This window comes from Parazoarcus communis SWub3 = DSM 12120, from assembly GCF_003226565.1.
Taxonomy (GTDB): Bacteria; Pseudomonadota; Gammaproteobacteria; order Burkholderiales; family Rhodocyclaceae; genus Parazoarcus; species Parazoarcus communis.
Map to the genome: position 1 here is coordinate 96375 of NZ_QKOE01000016.1, position 16907 is coordinate 113281.

Below are 16907 nucleotides of genomic sequence, written 5' to 3' on the forward strand. Positions count from 1 at the left end.
TTGTTGCACCAGCGGTGCGGCGGCAGCGGGAAAGCGGTCGCCCGCCCGGGATTCTACAAACAGCGGCAGCGATGACCAAACCGGATGACGGGACATCGGCCACCGGCACGCCATACGGAATATGTCATGTACACAAGATTTCCTTTGCGCCCTATTTTAGTGCATTGAAAATATTGATTATTCCGTGCTTGGCACGGTAACCGGAGTGCTGCAGAATCCGCCCCCTTTTTTACTGATCCCGAAACGGTCCGGCACATGAACACCCCACTCTCCCACTTCATCCCGGCCGATCCGGTCGCCGCCCAACTGGGCCCCCAGCACGGCTACGCCTTCGATGGTGACCTTGTCACCCTGAACGCCCAGATCTGCGTCGTCGATCCGATGGCAGCCGCCTCGCTACGCTGGGTGCTGCAACTTTGGGCCGAGGACACCCTGGTCGCCAGCGCGGACTGCAGCGGACTGCAGACCGACCATAACGGCAATGCCTGGGTTCAGATCACAACCGACGCCCTGCTGCCCGCCGGCACCAGCGAACATGCCATGACCCTGACGCTGGCCAGCGATGACGGCAGCGGCCTGCGCCGCTGCGACACCGCCGGCTACCCACGCAGCGAGCGCTTCTGCCTGCCGCGTATCGACGGCTCGGTGGCCTATGCCCTGAGCGACGCCCACACCACCCTCAACGCCGACAGCATCTTCAACCCGCGCCCTGCCGACAACCTGTCAGGCTCGCTGGTGCTCGAACTGTGGGCCCTGCCCGAACCTTACCGCGGTGGTGCGTTCAACGGCATCCTGATCGGCAGCGAAGCCCTCGGCCAGATCGCCGGCCAGTGCGCCATCGGTCCGATCCAGGCCACACTCCCCACCTGCACCCTGCCGGCCGGTCGCTGGCTGTTGACACTGATGCTGCGCGAATGGACGGGTCATGGCTATCTGACGCGCGACTACCGCAGCTTTGCGCTGGCTGTCGACGGCCCCCTGCCGGCATCCGCAGCCGTTGCAGACAGCGCAGTCGAGTTCACTGCCTCGGCGCCGGAAGGCGAGGTGACCGAGACCCCGGTCAAGACCGCCACCGCCAGCCCAGCCGAAACCGCCACCGTCCCCCCAACCAAGGCGCCCGCCAAGGCCAAGACTGAAAGCAAAGCCAAGGCAGCCAGCACCGAACCCACGCCCAAAGCCGCTGCCAGCAAGAAAGTAAAGGTGACGTCAGCCGCCAAGGCCAGCCCTGCCGCTGCCCCTGCCCCTGCCCCTTCCGCCAAACCTGCAGCGGCCGGCGTCTCGATCAACGAGGCCGACGCTGCTGTGCTGGGCAAGCTCAAAGGCGTGACCGCCGCCATTGCGGCAGGCATTGTCGCTGGCCGGCCGTGGAAGTCGATCGACGACCTGAGCAAGGTCAAGGGCATCGGCAGCAAGATGCTCGACAGACTACGTTCGCAGATCCGCCTGTAAGCACCGGTGCAGGCCCGGCAGTGCCGGGCCTGCACACTCAATGAGCGCCGAGATACGCCCGCGCCAACGCGCTGTCGCCGGCAATCTCGGCGGCCGTCCCCTGTGCCACCACCCTGCCCCCCTCCAGCACATAGGCGCGGTCGGCCAGCGCCAGGGCGAGCGACGCCATCTGATCGACCAGCACGATGGTCAGCGCCTCTCCGCGCAGTCGATCCAGCACACCGAAAAGATCCTCGATGACCTTCGGCGCCAGACCGAGCGAAGGCTCGTCCAGCAGCAAGACGCGTGGCTTGGCCATCAGACCGCGCGCGATCGCCAGCATCTGCTGCTCGCCTCCGGACAGCAGACCCGCACGTTGGTGGGCGCGCTCGCGCAAGCGTGGAAAACGATCGAGCATCGCCTCCAGCCTTTCCTCCATCCGGTCCGGACAGCGGAAGGCGCCCAGACGGATGTTGTCCACCACCGACAACTCGGGAAACACCTGACGCCCCTCCGGCACCAGCACCAGGCCGAGGCCCACCACCTGCTCGGCACCCAAGCCTTCAAGCGCTACGCCATCCAGGTGCATGCCCCCCATGACCGGTCGATGCAAACCGGACAGTGCGCGCATCAGCGTCGACTTTCCAGCGCCGTTGGCCCCGAGCAAGGCAACCAGTTCTCCTTCCCGTACCTTGATGCCGACCTGCTGCAGCACCGGCGCAGCACCATAACCTGCAGTCAGTGCATCGACCCCAAGCAGTTCGGCCCCGGCCGTCGCGCGCGCGCCCGTCGTCGCCAGACTGGGACTGCCGCCGCCTTCCCCCAGATAGGCCCGCCGTACGGCGGGGTTGTCCTGGACCTCGGACGGTGTACCGGCGGCCAGCGGCTGACCGGCATCGAGCACCACGATATGGTCGGAAATGCTCATCACCAACGGCATGTCATGCTCGACCACCAGCACGCCAATGCCAGCCCGTGCCACCCGGGTGAGCAGGTCCGCAAGCTGGCGCTTGTCATCACGCGACAGGCCGGCAGCCGGCTCATCCAGCAACAGGATGTCAGGATCGGTCGCCAACGCCCGGGCAATCTCGACCAGACGACGGTCGACATGCGCCAGGTCAGCCGCGGGCGTTTCCAGGCTACCGCGATAGCCACAGAAAGCCAGCAGTCCGCGCGCCTGATCGCGCGCCGAAGGCGCAGCAAACCGTGTCCGCCCCAGAAAGCTGCCAAGACGCCCACCCGTCATCGCCAGGGTGACGTTGTCGATGACGCTCAAGGAGCCAAACAGCAACGAGGTCTGGTAGGTCCGCGCCACACCGGCACGCGCGATGCGGTAGGCCGGACGCCCGGCGAGCCGCACACCGCCCACCGAGAAGTCACCTTCCGACGGCCGGTAGAAACCGGTCAGCATGTTGATCACCGTGGACTTGCCCGCACCGTTGGGACCGATCAGGCTGGTCAACGTACCTGGCTTCACCATCAGGCTGACACCGGATGCAGCCCGCAATCCGCCAAACACCATGGCCAGCCCGTCTGCCTGCAAGGGCTGGCGCTGGCGCGGCATCACCGCGTCGCGGCCAGACACAGGCTCGGCGGACGAAGCCTTCCCCACTGCCTCAGGCAACGGACGCCAGCGCCGTGCCAGCGACGCCAGCAAGCCGACCGCGCCTCCTGGCGCAGCCCACAGCACCACCAGCAGCAAGGCACCAAAGAACAGCAGACGATACTCTTCCATGCTCGCCAGCCATTCCGGCAGCAAGCCGACGATGACCGCACCGATCAGGGGTCCTGCTACCGAGCCGGCACCGCCGATCATCACCACCAGCACGAACAGGATGGACAGCGAGAAGGCGAAGCTGTGCGGCGTCACGAATCCGGACAAGGGCGCAAACAGCCCCCCGGCCAATCCGGCCAGCGCGGCCGAAAACACGAAGGCCACGGTCTTGATCCGCAGGGGGTCGATCCCCAGCGACTCGGCCGCAGTCTCGCTGTCACGCACCGCCCGCATGGCTGCACCCCAGGTACCACGGGACAGCAGTGCATACACCCACAGCATCGCCACCGCAGCAACGATGGCCAGGATCGCGACCGCGCGCTCACCCTGGGCAAGGCCGCCAAGCGTCGGTGAGCCGATGCCCATGATGCCGTTCTGCCCTCCGGTGAGTTCGCGCAACTCGACAATGCCATGTTCGACAATGAACGCGAACGCGATCGTCAGCATCGCCAGATAGGGCCCGCGCACCCGCAACGCGGGCAGTGCGAGCAAGCCGCCACTGATCGCAGCGACCAGAGCACCCAACGGCCATGCCAGCCAGAAGCTCCACCCTGCCGATGCGGTCAGGATGGCCACCGTGTAGGCGCCGAGCGCATAGAACCCGACATGGCCGAAGGAGACCTGCCCGGTGAGCCCGAGCAGCACATTCAGACCGATGCCGACAATCGCCAGCAAGGCCACGTTGGCCAGTACAAACACGTAGTAGCCATTGACGCTGAGCGCCAGCACCACACCAACGACCAGCACCGCCGCCACTGCGGCCAGTTGCAGGGGCGAACCGGGCAGCAAGCCGTCAATCGGCTTCGCTGCCTCGATACGGTCAGCCGCAGACATCGTCATCCGGGGCTTCATACTTTCCTCACCTGGGCACGACCGAACAGACCGTTTGGGCGGGCGGCCAGCACGGCAATGACGAGCGCAAACATCAGGATCTGGGTGTAACTCGACCCCAGCGTGGCGGTGATCAGCGCTTCACCGATCCCGAACAGCAGGCCGGCAATCATCACCCCCCACGCGCTGGTGATGCCGCCCAGAATAGCCACCGCAAAGGCCTTGAGGCCAAACAGGGTACCCATGTCGGAATGCACGTTGAACAGCGGCGCAATCAAAACCCCGGCCACACCGGCAAGCAAGGTCGACAGTGCAAACGCCACGGCAATGGTCCGCCGGATCGGAATCCCCATCAGCCGTGCGGCATCACGGTTCTGGGTGACCGCCAGCATCGCCGTACCCCAGCGCGTCCGACGCGACACGGTATGCAGCAGCGCAGCCAGCGCAAGACCGACCAGCGGAATCAGCACCTGCAGCGGATAGACGCCCAGGCCCGCACCACCAACCTCCAGCGGGTTCACCGCCAGTGGCGACGGCAAGCTCCGCGGCTCCTTGCCAAAGGCATACATCACCAGATTGTCCAGTACGATGCCGAGCGCCACCGTCGCCATCAGCCAGGCATCTGACCCCCGGCTGACAAACGGCCGCACCGCCACGAATTCCACCAGCAGGCCATATAGCGCGCACAGCGCGAGTGCCAGCAGGATGGCCGGCAACAGGTGCCAGCCCAAAGTCTGGGCAAAGGTGAAGGTCAGCACCGCACCGAGCATCATCGAGCTGCCCTGGGCAAAGTTCACCGTGCCCGATACCGCATAGGTCAGGTAAAAACCCAGCGCCATCAGGCCGTACATGCTGCCGAGCCCGACGCCGCTGATCAAGGCGGACAAAAGCATGGCGTTCCCCGTTCAGAAGTGTGATTCAACCTGGCCACCGCAGTTGGGCGTACCCATCCGACCGGCGACGTCTGCCGAAAGCGCAGAATGTCATTTGCCTCCGGCTTCCGGGTCATCAACCCGTGCTCAACGGCCGTTTCCAGGTTCGAAGGGCCGGAGCAGGACGCCCCGGCCATCAGACAGCTGGAGGCTTACTCCCCCAGGCTCACGGGCAGGATGCGGTTGTCGATGAAGCGCGCCCACACGTAATCGTCCTTGGTCACTGCGTCATGCACGCCGGGTGCAAAAGGCTTGCGATAGGTCTTGATCAGACCCACATGTTCGTCGATGTCATAGAAGGCCTTGCGCACGGCATCGCCATCGGTCGAACCCGCCTTGGCGATCGCCCTGGCCGCCAACTGCATGCCGTCATAGGCATTGGCCACGCCCACCGCCGGAGTGATGTTCTCCGGCCCCTTCACGTCAGGGTATCGGGTCATCATGGCCTTGATCACCTTCTCACCGACCGCCGACTGCTTGCCGAAGAAGCTGTAGGTCTGAACGAAGTGAACGTCCTTCGCGCTCGGTCCTGCCAGCTCGGTGAAACGGCCGCCAGCCGGCCCCCAGTGCGACACGATGGGCACCTTCCAGCCCATGCGATCAAGCGACTTCACCACCTGTGCAGACGGGCCGACATTGCCCACCATGAACAGGGTATCGGCGCCTGCAGCCTTCAGACGGGAGAGCTGCGGGACGACGTCGACGTCATTGCCCTCGAACTTTTCGACCCCGACCGGCGCCAGCCCCTTCTCCTGCAACGCGGCACGCAGACCTTTCTCGTTGGACTCACCCCACGGGTTATTCACCAGGATCATGCCGAACTTGCTGCCGTTGAACGTTTTCTGCGCGTAGTCGAGCATCGCCTGGTTGACGATCTCATCGACCGCCGACACGCGGAACACGAAGTTGGGCTCGGCACCGTTCTTGGTGATCGGCGTCCCAGCCGCCCATGCCCCCATGAAAGGCACCTTCTCCTGATTGGCGAGCGGCACGATAGCCAGGGAAACCGGCGTATCCAGGCCGCCGAACAGCACCGTGACCTTCTCGCGGAAGATCAGCTCGCGCGCAGCCACCACGCCCTTGGCCGGATTCGACTCGTCATCGCGGCGTACCAGTTCCAGCTTGCGCCCGCCCAGCAGACCACCGCTGGCATTGATCTCGTCGATCGCGATCGTCAGGCCGCGGGTAATGGCTTCGCCAGACAAGGCGGACTGCCCGGACAGTGCCGCCACCAGACCGATCTTGATCGGCTCGGCGGCCTGCACGGGCGCAAGCAGGCTGAAGGAGGCCACCGCGGTGGCGGCAGCGATGAAGGTCCGGCGCGTCATGTTCATGTTGCATCACTCCATACGAGAGAGAAGAAAGGGCTCACGAACGAAGCAATGCAATCGCCGTGCCAGACTGCTTCACATAGATGATAATTTTTGACAACACCAATAAACACAAAGTGTATACACTTTGGCATTACTCTTGCATTCACAAACCCTAACCCCTCGATTCATCTCAATTCGCACCGCCACGGTGCAAAAAGGAGGATTTGCGATGCACGACGCACCAATGCCGATCATTGCGGACAATGATTACGCAAAATCTGCCGCAGAAATTGTCGACACTTACCTGCGTACCCTGATGATCCCTGACCCCGAGGGCGCGCGACGTTTCATCTCGCCCACGCTCCGCATCCGTTTTACCGGCGGCCGCGAGATGCACGACCCGGCCGAGTGTGCCGCGTTCAATGCCGGCCGCTATGCCTGGGTGAAGAAGCGCTACGAGCGCATCGAAGTGGTCTGCGGCGCAAGCGCCGAAGAGGCCATCGTCTACAGCCTGGGGACGCTATACGGAGCCTGGCCGGACGGTAGCCCATTCGAAGGTAATCGCTATGTAGACCGCTACGTGGTACGCGACGGGCTGATTACCGAAATGCAGGTCTGGAACGACAGTGCCGAATGGCTGCTGACCCGTTCGGGACTCGAGGGCTGAGGGAGCGAGCCGCATGCACGCCCCACCTCCTGCCAAATCAACGGCGCGACCCGGTCCCTGCTCCGCAGCGCCGTTCGCCCCACTGCCCCACCATGGCCGCTTCGACTACCGGCCGATCACCCGACGTCCTGACTATTGCTGGCCAGACGGCAAGCGTCTGGCGGTCTACATCGGCTTCAACCTCGAACACTTCGCCTTTGGCGAGGGGCTGGGCGCTCGCCTCGGGCCGGTCTCGCCGGAACCCGATGTCCTCAACTACAGCTGGCGGGAATACGGGAACCGCGTTGGCGCCTGGCGCTGCCTGGAGATGTTCGACCAGCTCGGCCTGCCTGCCGGGGCTTTGATCAATACCGCACTGTACGATCACTGCCCCGAACTGGTGGCGGCCTTTGCCGCGCGCGGCGACGAGCTGATCGGTCACGGTCACACCAACTCGGCGCGTCAGTCCGACTTCGATCCGGACACCGAGATCACACTGCTCAAGGGCTGCCGCGAACGCATTGCAACAAGCAGCGGAGTCGCCCCCTCCGGCTGGCTGTCACCCTGGATCTCGGAAAGCCGGCTCACGCCGGACCTGCTTGCTGAAACAGGGTACCGCTACACCCTGAACTGGTGCCACGACGACCAACCCGTGCCGATGCAGACCCGCTGCGGCCGCCGGCTGTGGTCCATCCCGTATCCGCAGGAGCTCAACGACATTCCGATGCTGATCGGGCGTCAACTGGACGCTGCACCTTTCGCCGACATGATCATCGACAACTTCGACGAAATGCGCGAGCAATCCCGCCAGCAGCCGCTCGTCATGGGCATCGCGCTACACCCCTACCTGGTCGGTCAGCCCTACCGCCTGCGCCACTTGCGGCGAGCACTGCAGCACCTCGCAGCTGCGCGCGACCGGGGTGAAATCTGGCTGACCACCCCGGGTGCCATCTGTACCCATATCGATCGCCTGTGCGCGGATGGCGTGCTTGACCTCGCCTGAACTGCCTACCCCTCCACCTGCTCACCAAACCATCATGACCACTACACCTCAGGAACACACCGCTGACCTTGACTCGGGCTTTCCCATCCACGACACCGTCGGTGCCTGGGTGCCACACGGCCGTTTTGTCATCCCGCCCACCGCACACGGTCCACTTGATGGGCTGCGATTCGCCGTCAAGGACGTCTTCGACGTTGCCGGTCACCCGACGGGCGCCGGCAACCCGACCTGGCTCGCCACCCACCCCATTCCCGAGCGCAGCAGCCCGCTGGTCGACACCCTGCTCGCAGCGGGCGCCACCCTGGTCGGCAAAGTGCTGACTGACGAGATCGCCTACAGCATCAACGGCGACAACATCCATTACGGCACCCCCATCAACGTACGCGCCCCTGGGCGGGTTCCGGGCGGGTCTTCGAGCGGATCGGCTGCCGCAGTGGCCGCCAGGCTGTGCGATTTCGCGCTTGCCAGCGACACTGGCGGCTCCACCCGGGTGCCGGCCAGCTACTGTGGTCTGTGGGGCTTGCGCACCACCCACGGCGTGCTGTCGCGCGCCGGCATGGTGCCGCTGCACCCCTTCTTCGACACCGCAACCTGGCTCGCGCACGACGCCGACACCTTCCGCCGTGTCGCCGAGGTCTTGCTACCCGCCTCCCCACATCGCTTTCGCCGTGTCCTTCAGCCGATGGCCGCCTGCGCGCTCGCCGACCCCGAGTTCACCAACCCGCTGAATCAGGTGCTGGCCGCTGCAAGCCGCCTGCTGCAGACCGAAGTCGTAGCCCTGACCGTCACCCGCGGCAACGAAACCCTGAACGACTGGCGGCAGACCTACGTCACCGCGGGAGGCTACGAGGCCTGGCAAGCCCACGGCGACTGGATCACCACCCATCAGCCGACCTTCTCCCCCGCCATCGCCGGACGCTGGAGCGACTCATCCTCCATCACCGATGGAGCCGGGCAGGCCGCAAAAGCACATATCCTGGAGATCCGCTCGCATGTGCGCGACCTGTTCGGAGACGACGCCATCGCCGTCATCCCCTCAGCCGCCAGTGTCGCGCCTGCGGTGGATGCGGCAGGCGATGCCGTGGATGCGGTCCGCATGCGCACCCTGCAGATCACCTGCATGGCCGGCATTGGCGGGCTGGCTCAGGTCAGCATCCCCTTTACCGGCAGCAACGGCCTGCCTCTTGGGATTTCGCTGGTCGGCCCGGCCGGCAGCGATGCCGAATTGGTAAGATTGGCTACCCGCATCGCCGCATCGCTCTGACGAACCCTCGCCCGGCAAGCACACCGGGCGATCAGCCGCATACATCCGCCATGACGCGCACACCCGCCACCCCGACCTCCCCCGAACCTGACGAGACCGACAGCCTGTCCGACGAGGCCCTGAGCACACTGCACGAAACGGACGACACCCCTGCCACTGGCCGCCGCGGCAGCGGCGACATCGAACAGCAGATCTATCATTCGGTGTTCGAAGGGGTCATGAACCAACGTCTTGCGCCAGGCACCCGCCTACCCGAAGCCGTACTGAGCAAGCTGTTCAAGGTCAGCCGCTCGACGGTGCGCAAGGTTCTGCAGCAACTGGCCCACGACCACATCGTTGAACTGCGTCCCAACCAGAGCGCAGTGGTCGCCACCCCGACGCCCGAGGAAACCCGGGCGATCTTCGAGGCCCGCCAGGTGATGGAAGCCGCCATCGTCCGCCTGGTGGTCCGTCACGCCACCGCAGAAGACATCGCCGGTCTGCGAACCCAGCTGGCGGAGGAGCATGCCGCCATGCACCGCTACGACCAGCCCGCCTGGGCCCGCCTGGCCAGCGCCTTCCACCTCAAGCTCGGCGCCCTCGCACGCAATCCGGTGCTGGCCGGCTACCTGACCGAACTGGTATCGCGCTGCTCGCTGATCGTCGCCCTGTACGAACCACCCGGCAATGCCAGTTGCGAGCATGCAGAGCACGGGCAGATTGTCGATTGCATCGAACGCGGTGACGCCGATGCGGCCGTCGCCCTGATGCGGGCACACCTCGAGACACTGGAACGCAACATCTGCCTCGACCGCTCGGAAGAAGAACACAGCCTGGCACGGATGCTGGGCCTGCGCTGACCCTGTCCGGGCATGAAAGCTGCATTGCAATCATTTCCAGACACGGATGGCCACACCATGAACAAGCTCGACAGCGCCCTGCTCAACATCCTGATCAAGGACGCACGCGCCTCCTTTGCCGACATCGCCCGCCAGCTCGACATCTCACGGGCGCATGCGCGGGCACGGGTACAGGCGCTGGTCGAAAGCGGGGTGATCGAACAGTTCTCGGCAGTGGTCAACCCGGAAAAGCTGGGCAAGGTGGTCTCCACCTTCATCGACCTGCGGGTGGCACCCGTGGCACTCGAGCCCATCTCGGAAGAGCTGGCCAACTGCCCCGAGGTGGTCAGCCTGTACATCATGAGTGACCTGCAGAGCCTGCACATCCACACCCTGACCGACAGCGTCGAAACCTTCGACGCCTTCGTACGCAAACACATCTTCAACCGGCCCGAGATCCTGTCGGTCGACTGCAAGTCGCTACTGTCGCGCGTCAAGAACCGGCGCGGCGGCGCCCGGCTTTAAGCAGGCAAGCGCTGCTCCCCCCCAGCAGGCGTCTGGCAAGTCATAAGCCAAGACGCGACGAAGCCCTGCAATGAGGCACAAGGCAGCCGAGTGGGCGAAGCCTGACAGTCGCATCCCGCCCACGACCACCCCCCGCCCGGGCCTCGCCCAGCCATCGGCACACCAATCTGATGCACCGCTGCGGTGCATTTGCGCCTTGGCGGTGCAGATCTTCCATTTGTTCGCCCGAATTGCCCCCAGCACGCCATTCGCCACCAAACGTCAGCGGATAGCTTACGAATGTATCGACTTGAACCGTCGATTCGCCACTTGTAAATGCGTTCACCCCAGGCGATGCACCGGTTTGTGCATCGCAACCAAGCGGGAATGCACAGAATCAAAATCAATTAAAACCATAAAAACAGCAACTTAAAATAAACAACAAGCTGGCACAGCCATTGCTAAAGCGCTATCGAAGCACTTTACAAATGACACCTCAAAAAGGTGTCCGGCCCCAATCCCAACAGGAGTAGCCAGCATGACCCTGAATCGCCGCAAATTCCTCTCCGGTGCAGCCCTCTCCGGCGCCATCCTCGGTGCCCCCGCCATTGCCCGCGCCCAGAGCAAGGCCACCTTCAACTGGAAGATGACCAATGCCTACGGTCCGGGATCGCCCTTCTACGTGCAGGGCCCGGGCAGCCCGACCGACTTCTGCAAGAAGGTCGAGGAAATGTCGGGCGGCCGCCTGAAGATCCAGCACTTTGCCGCTGGCGAACTGATTCCAGCGCTGGAAGGTTTCGACGCCGTCTCCAAGGGCATGGTCGAAATGAATGCGGCCAATGCCTACTTCTGGGCCGGCAAGGTGCCGGCGGCGCAGTACTTCACCGCTGTGCCCTTCGGCATGAACACCCAGGGCATGAACGCATGGATCTACCACGGTGGCGGCCTGGAGCTGTGGAACGAGTTGTACGCCGCGCACGGCCTGATGGCGATGCCGATGGGCAACACCGGCACCCAGATGACCGGCTGGTTCCGCAAGCCGCTGGAGAGCGTGGCCGACCTCAACGGACTGAAGATGCGCATCCCCGGGCTGGCCGGCAAGGTGTATGCCGAACTGGGCGTGGCCGTGCGCCTGCTGCCCGGTGGCGAGATCTTTCCGGCGCTGGAGCGCGGCGTGATTGACGCTGCCGAGTTTGTCGGCCCCTACCAGGATCGTCGCCTGGGCCTGCACAAGGCGGCCAAGAACTACTACACCACCGGCTGGCACGAGCCGACCAACGTCACCGAGCTGATGATCAACAAGAAGGCCTGGGACAGCCTGCCCGCCGACCTGCAGGCCATCGTCCGCGCCGCCGCCCAGGCCTGCAACGTGGAAAGCCATGCCTGGTGCGAAGCGGTCAACGCCGACGCCCTGACCGATCTGGTCACCAACCAGGGCGTCACCGCCCGTCCGCTGCCGGCCGACATCATCGCCAAGCTCAAGACCGTGACCGCGGATACGCTGGAAAGCCTGGCCAAGGCCGATCCGGCCACGCGCAAGGTGCACGATGCCTTCATGGCCTTCCGCAAGAAGCACGAATCGTGGGCCGCCGTCAGCGAAAAGTCCTTCCTGTCGCTTTGAGCCGACGAGAGCACTGACATGAACTTGCTGTTGAAACCCCTCGAGCTTGCGATCCTCGCACTCGGGTGGGTGGCCCGTGCCGCCATCCTGGCACTGGTGCTGCTCGTGGCTGCCAATGTGCTGCTGCGCTACGCCTTCTCCTGGAGCCCGGTCGGGCTGCAGGAGGTGGAGTGGCACCTGATCTCGCCCATTGCCCTGCTGGGCATGGCCTATGCCGTGTACCACCGCGCCGATGTCCGGGTGGACTTTCTCTATGACCGCTTCAGCCCGCAGACCCAGGCCGCGATCGACGTGCTCAGCGGCGTGCTGACCCTGGCGGTGGGCGCCATCATCGCCTGGCTGGCAGTGCCTTACGTGATGCAGGCCTACGACATCGGCGAGGGCTCGCCCGATCCGGGCGGCCTGCCCTGGCGCTACCTGCTGAAGGCCTTCATCCCGCTTGGCTTCTCGCTGCTCGCCATCCAGGGCCTGCTCGACACCCTGCGCGCGCTCGCCACCTTGCTGCAGGGCGCACCGGCCTACCCCCACGACTCGCTGGAGGTCCGCACATGAGCGGCAACGAATGGCTGGTCCTCGGCCTGCTGGGCGGCTTTCTGGCCTTGATGATGATCGGCGTGCCGGTGGCCATCGCGCTGGCAGTGTCGGGCTTTGCCGCCGGCTACCTCGGTTTCGGCAGCATGCTGTTCTCATTGCTGCCGGCCCGCCTGTACGGCGTTGTCACCAACTACACCATGCTGGCGATTCCCCTGTTCGTGTTCATGGGGGTGATGCTGGAAAAGTCACGCGTAGCCGAGGACATGCTCGAGACCATTGGCCGTGCCATGGGCGGGCTCAATGGCGGCATGGGCATTGCCATCATCCTGGTCGGCGTGTTGATGGGCGCGTCCACCGGCATCGTCGGCGCCACGGTGGTCACCGTGGCCATGCTCACGCTGCCGACGCTGATGCGCCGCGGCTACAAACCAAGCATTGCCTGCGGCACGATCTGCGCATCCGGCACGCTGGGGCAGATCATCCCGCCCAGTCTGGTGTTGATCCTGCTGTCGGAGATCGTCGGCGAATCGGTCGGCACCCTGTTTGCCGCTGCCTTCATCCCGGGGCTGGTGCTGGCCGCGGTGTATGTGATCTTCCTGATCGTGCTCGGCAAGCTCAAGCCCGACTGGGTGCCGGCCATTCCTGCTGAAGAGCGAGCCAAGGCAGCTCCCGGCACGCTTGGCCGCGACCTGCTGCGCACCGTCCTGCCGCCCCTGCTGCTGGTGGTGGCGGTACTGGGTTCGATCATCGGCGGGATCGCCGCCCCCACGGAGGCCGCGTCGATGGGGGCGCTGGGCAGTGCCTTGATCGCCATCGGCGCCCGTCGCTTCACCTGGACCCTGCTGCGCGAAACCCTGCACGGCACGCTGACCATCACCGCGATGGTGTTCTTCATCCTGTTGTGCGCCCAGCCCTTTGCGCTGGCCTTCCGCGGCCTGGGGGGCGAACAGATGGTGCACGACCTGTTCTCGCTGATCCCTGGCGGAGAGATGGGCGCGCTGCTGTTCCTGATGTTGCTGCTGTTCGTGCTCGGTTTCTTCCTGGAGTGGATCGAGATCTCCTACATCGCGCTGCCGATGTTCCTGCCGGTCTTCCACGCCTACGGCACCGACATGGTGTGGCTGGCGGTACTGGTGGCGATGAACCTGCAGATGTCCTTCCTGACTCCGCCGTTTGGCTGGGCGCTGTTCTTCCTGAAGGGGGTTGCACCGCCGGGCATCACCACCCGCGACATCTATGCCGGCGCCATACCGTACGTCCTGTTGCAGATGCTGGCACTGGCGCTGATCTTCATCTTCCCGGGCATTGCCACCTGGCTGCCCAAGGCGATCGGCTGGTAATCGACACCTTCCCCGGCGCGCTCGTCGCGCCGGGATCACGACAACGACAAGGGAGCATTTCATGGAATTCCTCGACGGCTACAGCACCGCCTGGTTGCTGGGCCTGGCCGCTGCACTGCTGGCCACCGGCGTGGTGGCCGGCATCCTGGCCGGCCTGCTCGGCGTGGGTGGCGGCATCGTCATCGTACCGGTGCTGTACCACCTGTTCACGCTGCTCGGCATCGACGAGTCGGTGCGCATGCATGTGGCAGTCGGCACCTCACTGGCCACCATCATTCCGACCTCCATCATGTCGGCACGCGCCCACCGCAAGCGCGGCAGCCTGAACCGCGAACTGCTCGGCAAGCTGATGCCTCCGGTCATCGTCGGCGTCTTGCTCGGCACCGTACTCTCGGGCTTGTTCAGCGGCCAGGTCCTGACCGCGATCTTCGCCACCGTGGCCTTGCTGGTGGCGCTGAACATGGCCTTCAAGCGTGACGGCTTCGCGCTGGGCAAGGGCCTGCCCGGTCCGATCGGCACCTCGATCATGGGCGTGTCGATTGGCGGCATCTCGACCTTGATGGGCATTGGTGGCGGCACGCTGTCGGTGCCGCTGCTGAACGCCTTCCGCACCCCGATGCACACCGCGGTGGGCACCGGGGCCGCACTCGGCATGGTGATCAGCATTCCCGGCGCGCTGGGTTTCCTGATCAATGGCATGGATGTGCCGCTGCGCCCACCTGCCACCATCGGCTACGTCAATCTGCTGGGCATGGCGCTGATCGTGCCGGCAACCATGGTCACCACCTCATGGGGCGCGGCGCTGGCGCATTCGATCGACGCCCGCCGCCTGCGTCAGGTCTTCGCCGCCTTCCTTGCCTTTACCTCGATCCGCATGTTCTACGGCCTGCTGGCCTGAACACCGTCGCCCGCTCAGGAGTCCTCTGATGATTCATACCCTTACCGCATTGGGCGGCATGCAGGTCGCCCCTCACCACCTGGCCGCGCAAGCCGGCCGCGACGTGCTGCGCGATGGCGGCAACGCCGTAGAGGCGATGGTGGCCGCCGCCTCCACCATCGCGGTGGTCTATCCGCACATGAACGCCATTGGCGGCGACGGCTTCTGGCTGATCCACGAACCCGGCAAGCCGCCGGTGGCCATCGACGCCTGCGGTTTTGCTGCGGGCCTGGCCGACCGCCAGTTCTACGCCGGTGTCGACGCCATCCCCGCCCGCGGACCGAAAGCCGCCCTGACCGTGGCCGGCACGGTCGGCGGCTGGGCCAGGGCACTGGAGGTGGCAGCAGGCTGGGGCCCGGCACTGCCACTGCCCCGCCTGCTGGGCGACGCCATCCGCCACGCGCGCGACGGCGTGGCCGTCACCGCCAGCCAGTCAGCCCTGACCCGCAGCAAGCTTGAAGGCCTCAAGGACACCCCCGGTTTTGCGGACACCTTTCTGGTCGACGGCCAGCCGCCCGCAGTCGGTCACATCCTGCGCCAGCCGGCACTGGCACGTACCCTCGCCACACTGGCCGAGCGCGGCCTGGACGATTTCTACCGTGGCGAAATCGGCGCCCTGATCGGCGCCGAACTGGAGCGCGTCGGCAGTCCGGTGCGGACCAGCGACCTCGCCGCCTACGCGGCACAGATCGTCGAACCACTAGCCGTGCGCCTGGCCGACAGCACGGTCTATAACCTGCCGCCGCCGACCCAGGGCCTGGCCGCACTGATGATTCTGGGCATCTTCGAACGCCTCGGCATCACCGAGGGCGAAGGCTTTGCCCATGTGCACGGCCTGGTGGAATCCACCAAACGCGCCTTCCGTGTGCGCGACAAGGTGGTCACCGACCCGCGCCGTTTGCCGGCCGATCCACGCAGCTTCCTCAGTGCGGCCGCACTCGACCAGCGCGCCGCCGACATCGACCCGACACGCGCCCTGCCTTGGCCCGACCCGGCCGCCCCCGGCGATACCATCTGGATGGGCGCGGTCGATCGCGAAGGCCGCGCCGTCAGCTTCATCCAGAGCGTGTACTGGGAGTTCGGTTCGGGCGTGGTGCTCCAGGATACCGGCATCACCTGGCAGAACCGTGGCACCAGTTTCTCACTCGACCCAGCCGCGCTCAATGCGCTGGAGCCCAGCCGCAAGCCCTTCCACACCCTGAACCCCTCACTCGCGCTGTTCGACGACGGCCGGGTCATGCCCTACGGCACCATGGGCGGCGAAGGCCAGCCACAGACCCAGGCTGCGGTATTCACCCGCTACGCCCGTTTTGGTCAGCCGCTGCAGCAGGCGGTCAGCGCGCCGCGCTGGCTGCTTGGCCGCACCTGGGGCGATATCACCACCACGCTGAAGCTGGAAAGCCGTTTCGACCCGGCCCTGGTACAAGCCCTGCGCAACGCGGGTCACGATGTGGAAATGCTGAACGAAGCCTACAGCGACACCATGGGCCACGCCGGCGCACTGGTGCGGCATCCTCACGGCTTGATCGAAGGCGCGGTGGATCCGCGCAGCGACGGGGTGGTGGCGGGGGTGTAAGCCCATCCCATTCCACACAACTCTTTCGTCATAAACGGCTCGCCCGCTGGGCGCCCGAATAACCATACACCTTAGTCTCGTATACCCTGTGCTTGCTCCATGCCATTTTATCTACCAAGGCATGGCCATGAACGACGAAGGGAGCTGGGCAATGAACGAATTTGGCGGAGCACAGGCGGGCGATGGCCGTCTGACCAAGCGCTTGATCAAGCTGGCGGACCGGTTGGCCGAGGCCCCCTCTGCGAGCATTCCCGGGGCGTGCAACAGCCGCGCGGAAACCCAGGCAGCCTATCGACTGTTCGATCAGGCGCGTGCGGATAAACGGGGGCTGAGCTGGGAGGCGGTGCTGGCGCCGCACATGGCGCGTACCGAGGCGCGGATGGCCG

Annotated in this window: 15 protein-coding genes; 12 read left to right on the forward strand and 3 right to left on the reverse strand. The window is 65.2% G+C overall.

Going from position 1 to position 16907, the window contains the following annotated elements; genetic code table 11:
* Positions 1 to 255: 255 nt before the first annotated feature.
* Entirely contained in the window at positions 256 to 1449 is a 1194-nt protein-coding gene (locus DNK49_RS18035) for a helix-hairpin-helix domain-containing protein (protein WP_110527731.1), read from the forward strand.
* 37 nt (positions 1450 to 1486) lie between these two features.
* On the opposite strand, the gene DNK49_RS18040 is transcribed toward DNK49_RS18035, so the two are convergent.
* The 3 genes from DNK49_RS18040 to DNK49_RS18050 form a co-directional block, all read right to left on the reverse strand.
* Entirely contained in the window at positions 1487 to 4042 is a 2556-nt protein-coding gene (locus DNK49_RS18040; protein ID WP_207807036.1) for a branched-chain amino acid ABC transporter ATP-binding protein/permease, read from the reverse strand.
* Positions 4043 to 4050: 8 nt separating this feature from the next.
* Entirely contained in the window at positions 4051 to 4926 is an 876-nt protein-coding gene (locus DNK49_RS18045) for a branched-chain amino acid ABC transporter permease (protein ID WP_110527734.1), read from the reverse strand.
* A 191-nt stretch (positions 4927 to 5117) separates the two neighbouring features.
* Entirely contained in the window at positions 5118 to 6299 is a 1182-nt protein-coding gene (locus DNK49_RS18050; protein ID WP_110527737.1) for an ABC transporter substrate-binding protein, read from the reverse strand.
* 208 nt (positions 6300 to 6507) lie between these two features.
* Between DNK49_RS18050 and DNK49_RS18055 the strand changes: the two genes are divergently transcribed.
* The 11 genes from DNK49_RS18055 to DNK49_RS18105 form a co-directional block, all read left to right on the forward strand.
* Positions 6508 to 6945, forward strand: a complete 438-nt coding sequence (locus tag DNK49_RS18055) for a nuclear transport factor 2-like protein (RefSeq protein ID WP_110527740.1) — start codon at positions 6508 to 6510, stop codon at positions 6943 to 6945.
* 13 nt (positions 6946 to 6958) lie between these two features.
* A complete protein-coding gene (locus DNK49_RS18060; protein ID WP_207807037.1) occupies positions 6959 to 7927 on the forward strand; it encodes a polysaccharide deacetylase family protein in 969 nt (322 codons plus the stop codon).
* Positions 7928 to 7961: 34 nt separating this feature from the next.
* Positions 7962 to 9191: an amidase gene (locus DNK49_RS18065; RefSeq protein WP_110527742.1), complete on the forward strand. Its 1230-nt coding sequence runs from the start codon at positions 7962 to 7964 to the stop codon at positions 9189 to 9191.
* 50 nt (positions 9192 to 9241) lie between these two features.
* A complete protein-coding gene (locus DNK49_RS18070) occupies positions 9242 to 10030 on the forward strand; it encodes a GntR family transcriptional regulator (protein ID WP_110527747.1) in 789 nt (262 codons plus the stop codon).
* A gap of 57 nt (positions 10031 to 10087) precedes the next feature.
* Positions 10088 to 10534 carry an Lrp/AsnC family transcriptional regulator gene (locus tag DNK49_RS18075; protein WP_110527750.1) on the forward strand — a complete coding sequence of 149 codons (447 nt, stop codon included), beginning with the start codon at positions 10088 to 10090 and terminating at the stop codon, positions 10532 to 10534.
* A gap of 517 nt (positions 10535 to 11051) precedes the next feature.
* Positions 11052 to 12134, forward strand: coding sequence for a TRAP transporter substrate-binding protein (locus DNK49_RS18080; protein ID WP_110527753.1), 1083 nt, complete (start codon positions 11052 to 11054; stop codon positions 12132 to 12134).
* 18 nt (positions 12135 to 12152) lie between these two features.
* Positions 12153 to 12686 carry a TRAP transporter small permease subunit gene (locus DNK49_RS18085; RefSeq protein ID WP_110527756.1) on the forward strand — a complete coding sequence of 178 codons (534 nt, stop codon included), beginning with the start codon at positions 12153 to 12155 and terminating at the stop codon, positions 12684 to 12686.
* Entirely contained in the window at positions 12683 to 14008 is a 1326-nt protein-coding gene (locus tag DNK49_RS18090) for a TRAP transporter large permease (RefSeq protein WP_110527760.1), read from the forward strand. The genes DNK49_RS18085 and DNK49_RS18090 overlap by 4 nt, the downstream gene beginning before the upstream one ends.
* A 61-nt stretch (positions 14009 to 14069) precedes the next feature.
* Positions 14070 to 14906: a sulfite exporter TauE/SafE family protein gene (locus DNK49_RS18095; protein ID WP_110527763.1), complete on the forward strand. Its 837-nt coding sequence runs from the start codon at positions 14070 to 14072 to the stop codon at positions 14904 to 14906.
* 28 nt (positions 14907 to 14934) lie between these two features.
* Positions 14935 to 16521 carry a gamma-glutamyltransferase family protein gene (locus tag DNK49_RS18100; protein WP_110527766.1) on the forward strand — a complete coding sequence of 529 codons (1587 nt, stop codon included), beginning with the start codon at positions 14935 to 14937 and terminating at the stop codon, positions 16519 to 16521.
* Positions 16522 to 16648: 127 nt separating this feature from the next.
* On the forward strand, positions 16649 to 16907 hold a 259-nt coding region (locus DNK49_RS18105), incomplete at its 3' end, for an IS4/Tn5 family transposase DNA-binding protein (RefSeq protein WP_165843372.1).

Excerpts from the sequence above, each read along its gene's own strand:
- DNK49_RS18065 (WP_110527742.1), top strand. The coding sequence starts at position 7,962 with ATGACCACTACACCTCAGGAACACACCGCTGACCTTGACTCGGGCTTT.
- DNK49_RS18095 (WP_110527763.1), top strand. The coding sequence starts at position 14,070 with ATGGAATTCCTCGACGGCTACAGCACCGCCTGGTTGCTGGGCCTGGCC.
- DNK49_RS18060 (WP_207807037.1), top strand. The coding sequence starts at position 6,959 with ATGCACGCCCCACCTCCTGCCAAATCAACGGCGCGACCCGGTCCCTGC.
- DNK49_RS18045 (WP_110527734.1), bottom strand. The coding sequence starts at position 4,926 with ATGCTTTTGTCCGCCTTGATCAGCGGCGTCGGGCTCGGCAGCATGTAC.
- DNK49_RS18055 (WP_110527740.1), top strand. The coding sequence starts at position 6,508 with ATGCACGACGCACCAATGCCGATCATTGCGGACAATGATTACGCAAAA.
- DNK49_RS18050 (WP_110527737.1), bottom strand. The coding sequence starts at position 6,299 with ATGAACATGACGCGCCGGACCTTCATCGCTGCCGCCACCGCGGTGGCC.
- DNK49_RS18070 (WP_110527747.1), top strand. The coding sequence starts at position 9,242 with ATGACGCGCACACCCGCCACCCCGACCTCCCCCGAACCTGACGAGACC.
- DNK49_RS18075 (WP_110527750.1), top strand. The coding sequence starts at position 10,088 with ATGAACAAGCTCGACAGCGCCCTGCTCAACATCCTGATCAAGGACGCA.
- DNK49_RS18100 (WP_110527766.1), top strand. The coding sequence starts at position 14,935 with ATGATTCATACCCTTACCGCATTGGGCGGCATGCAGGTCGCCCCTCAC.
- DNK49_RS18090 (WP_110527760.1), top strand. The coding sequence starts at position 12,683 with ATGAGCGGCAACGAATGGCTGGTCCTCGGCCTGCTGGGCGGCTTTCTG.
- DNK49_RS18085 (WP_110527756.1), top strand. The coding sequence starts at position 12,153 with ATGAACTTGCTGTTGAAACCCCTCGAGCTTGCGATCCTCGCACTCGGG.
- DNK49_RS18035 (WP_110527731.1), top strand. The coding sequence starts at position 256 with ATGAACACCCCACTCTCCCACTTCATCCCGGCCGATCCGGTCGCCGCC.
- DNK49_RS18040 (WP_207807036.1), bottom strand. The coding sequence starts at position 4,042 with ATGACGATGTCTGCGGCTGACCGTATCGAGGCAGCGAAGCCGATTGAC.
- DNK49_RS18080 (WP_110527753.1), top strand. The coding sequence starts at position 11,052 with ATGACCCTGAATCGCCGCAAATTCCTCTCCGGTGCAGCCCTCTCCGGC.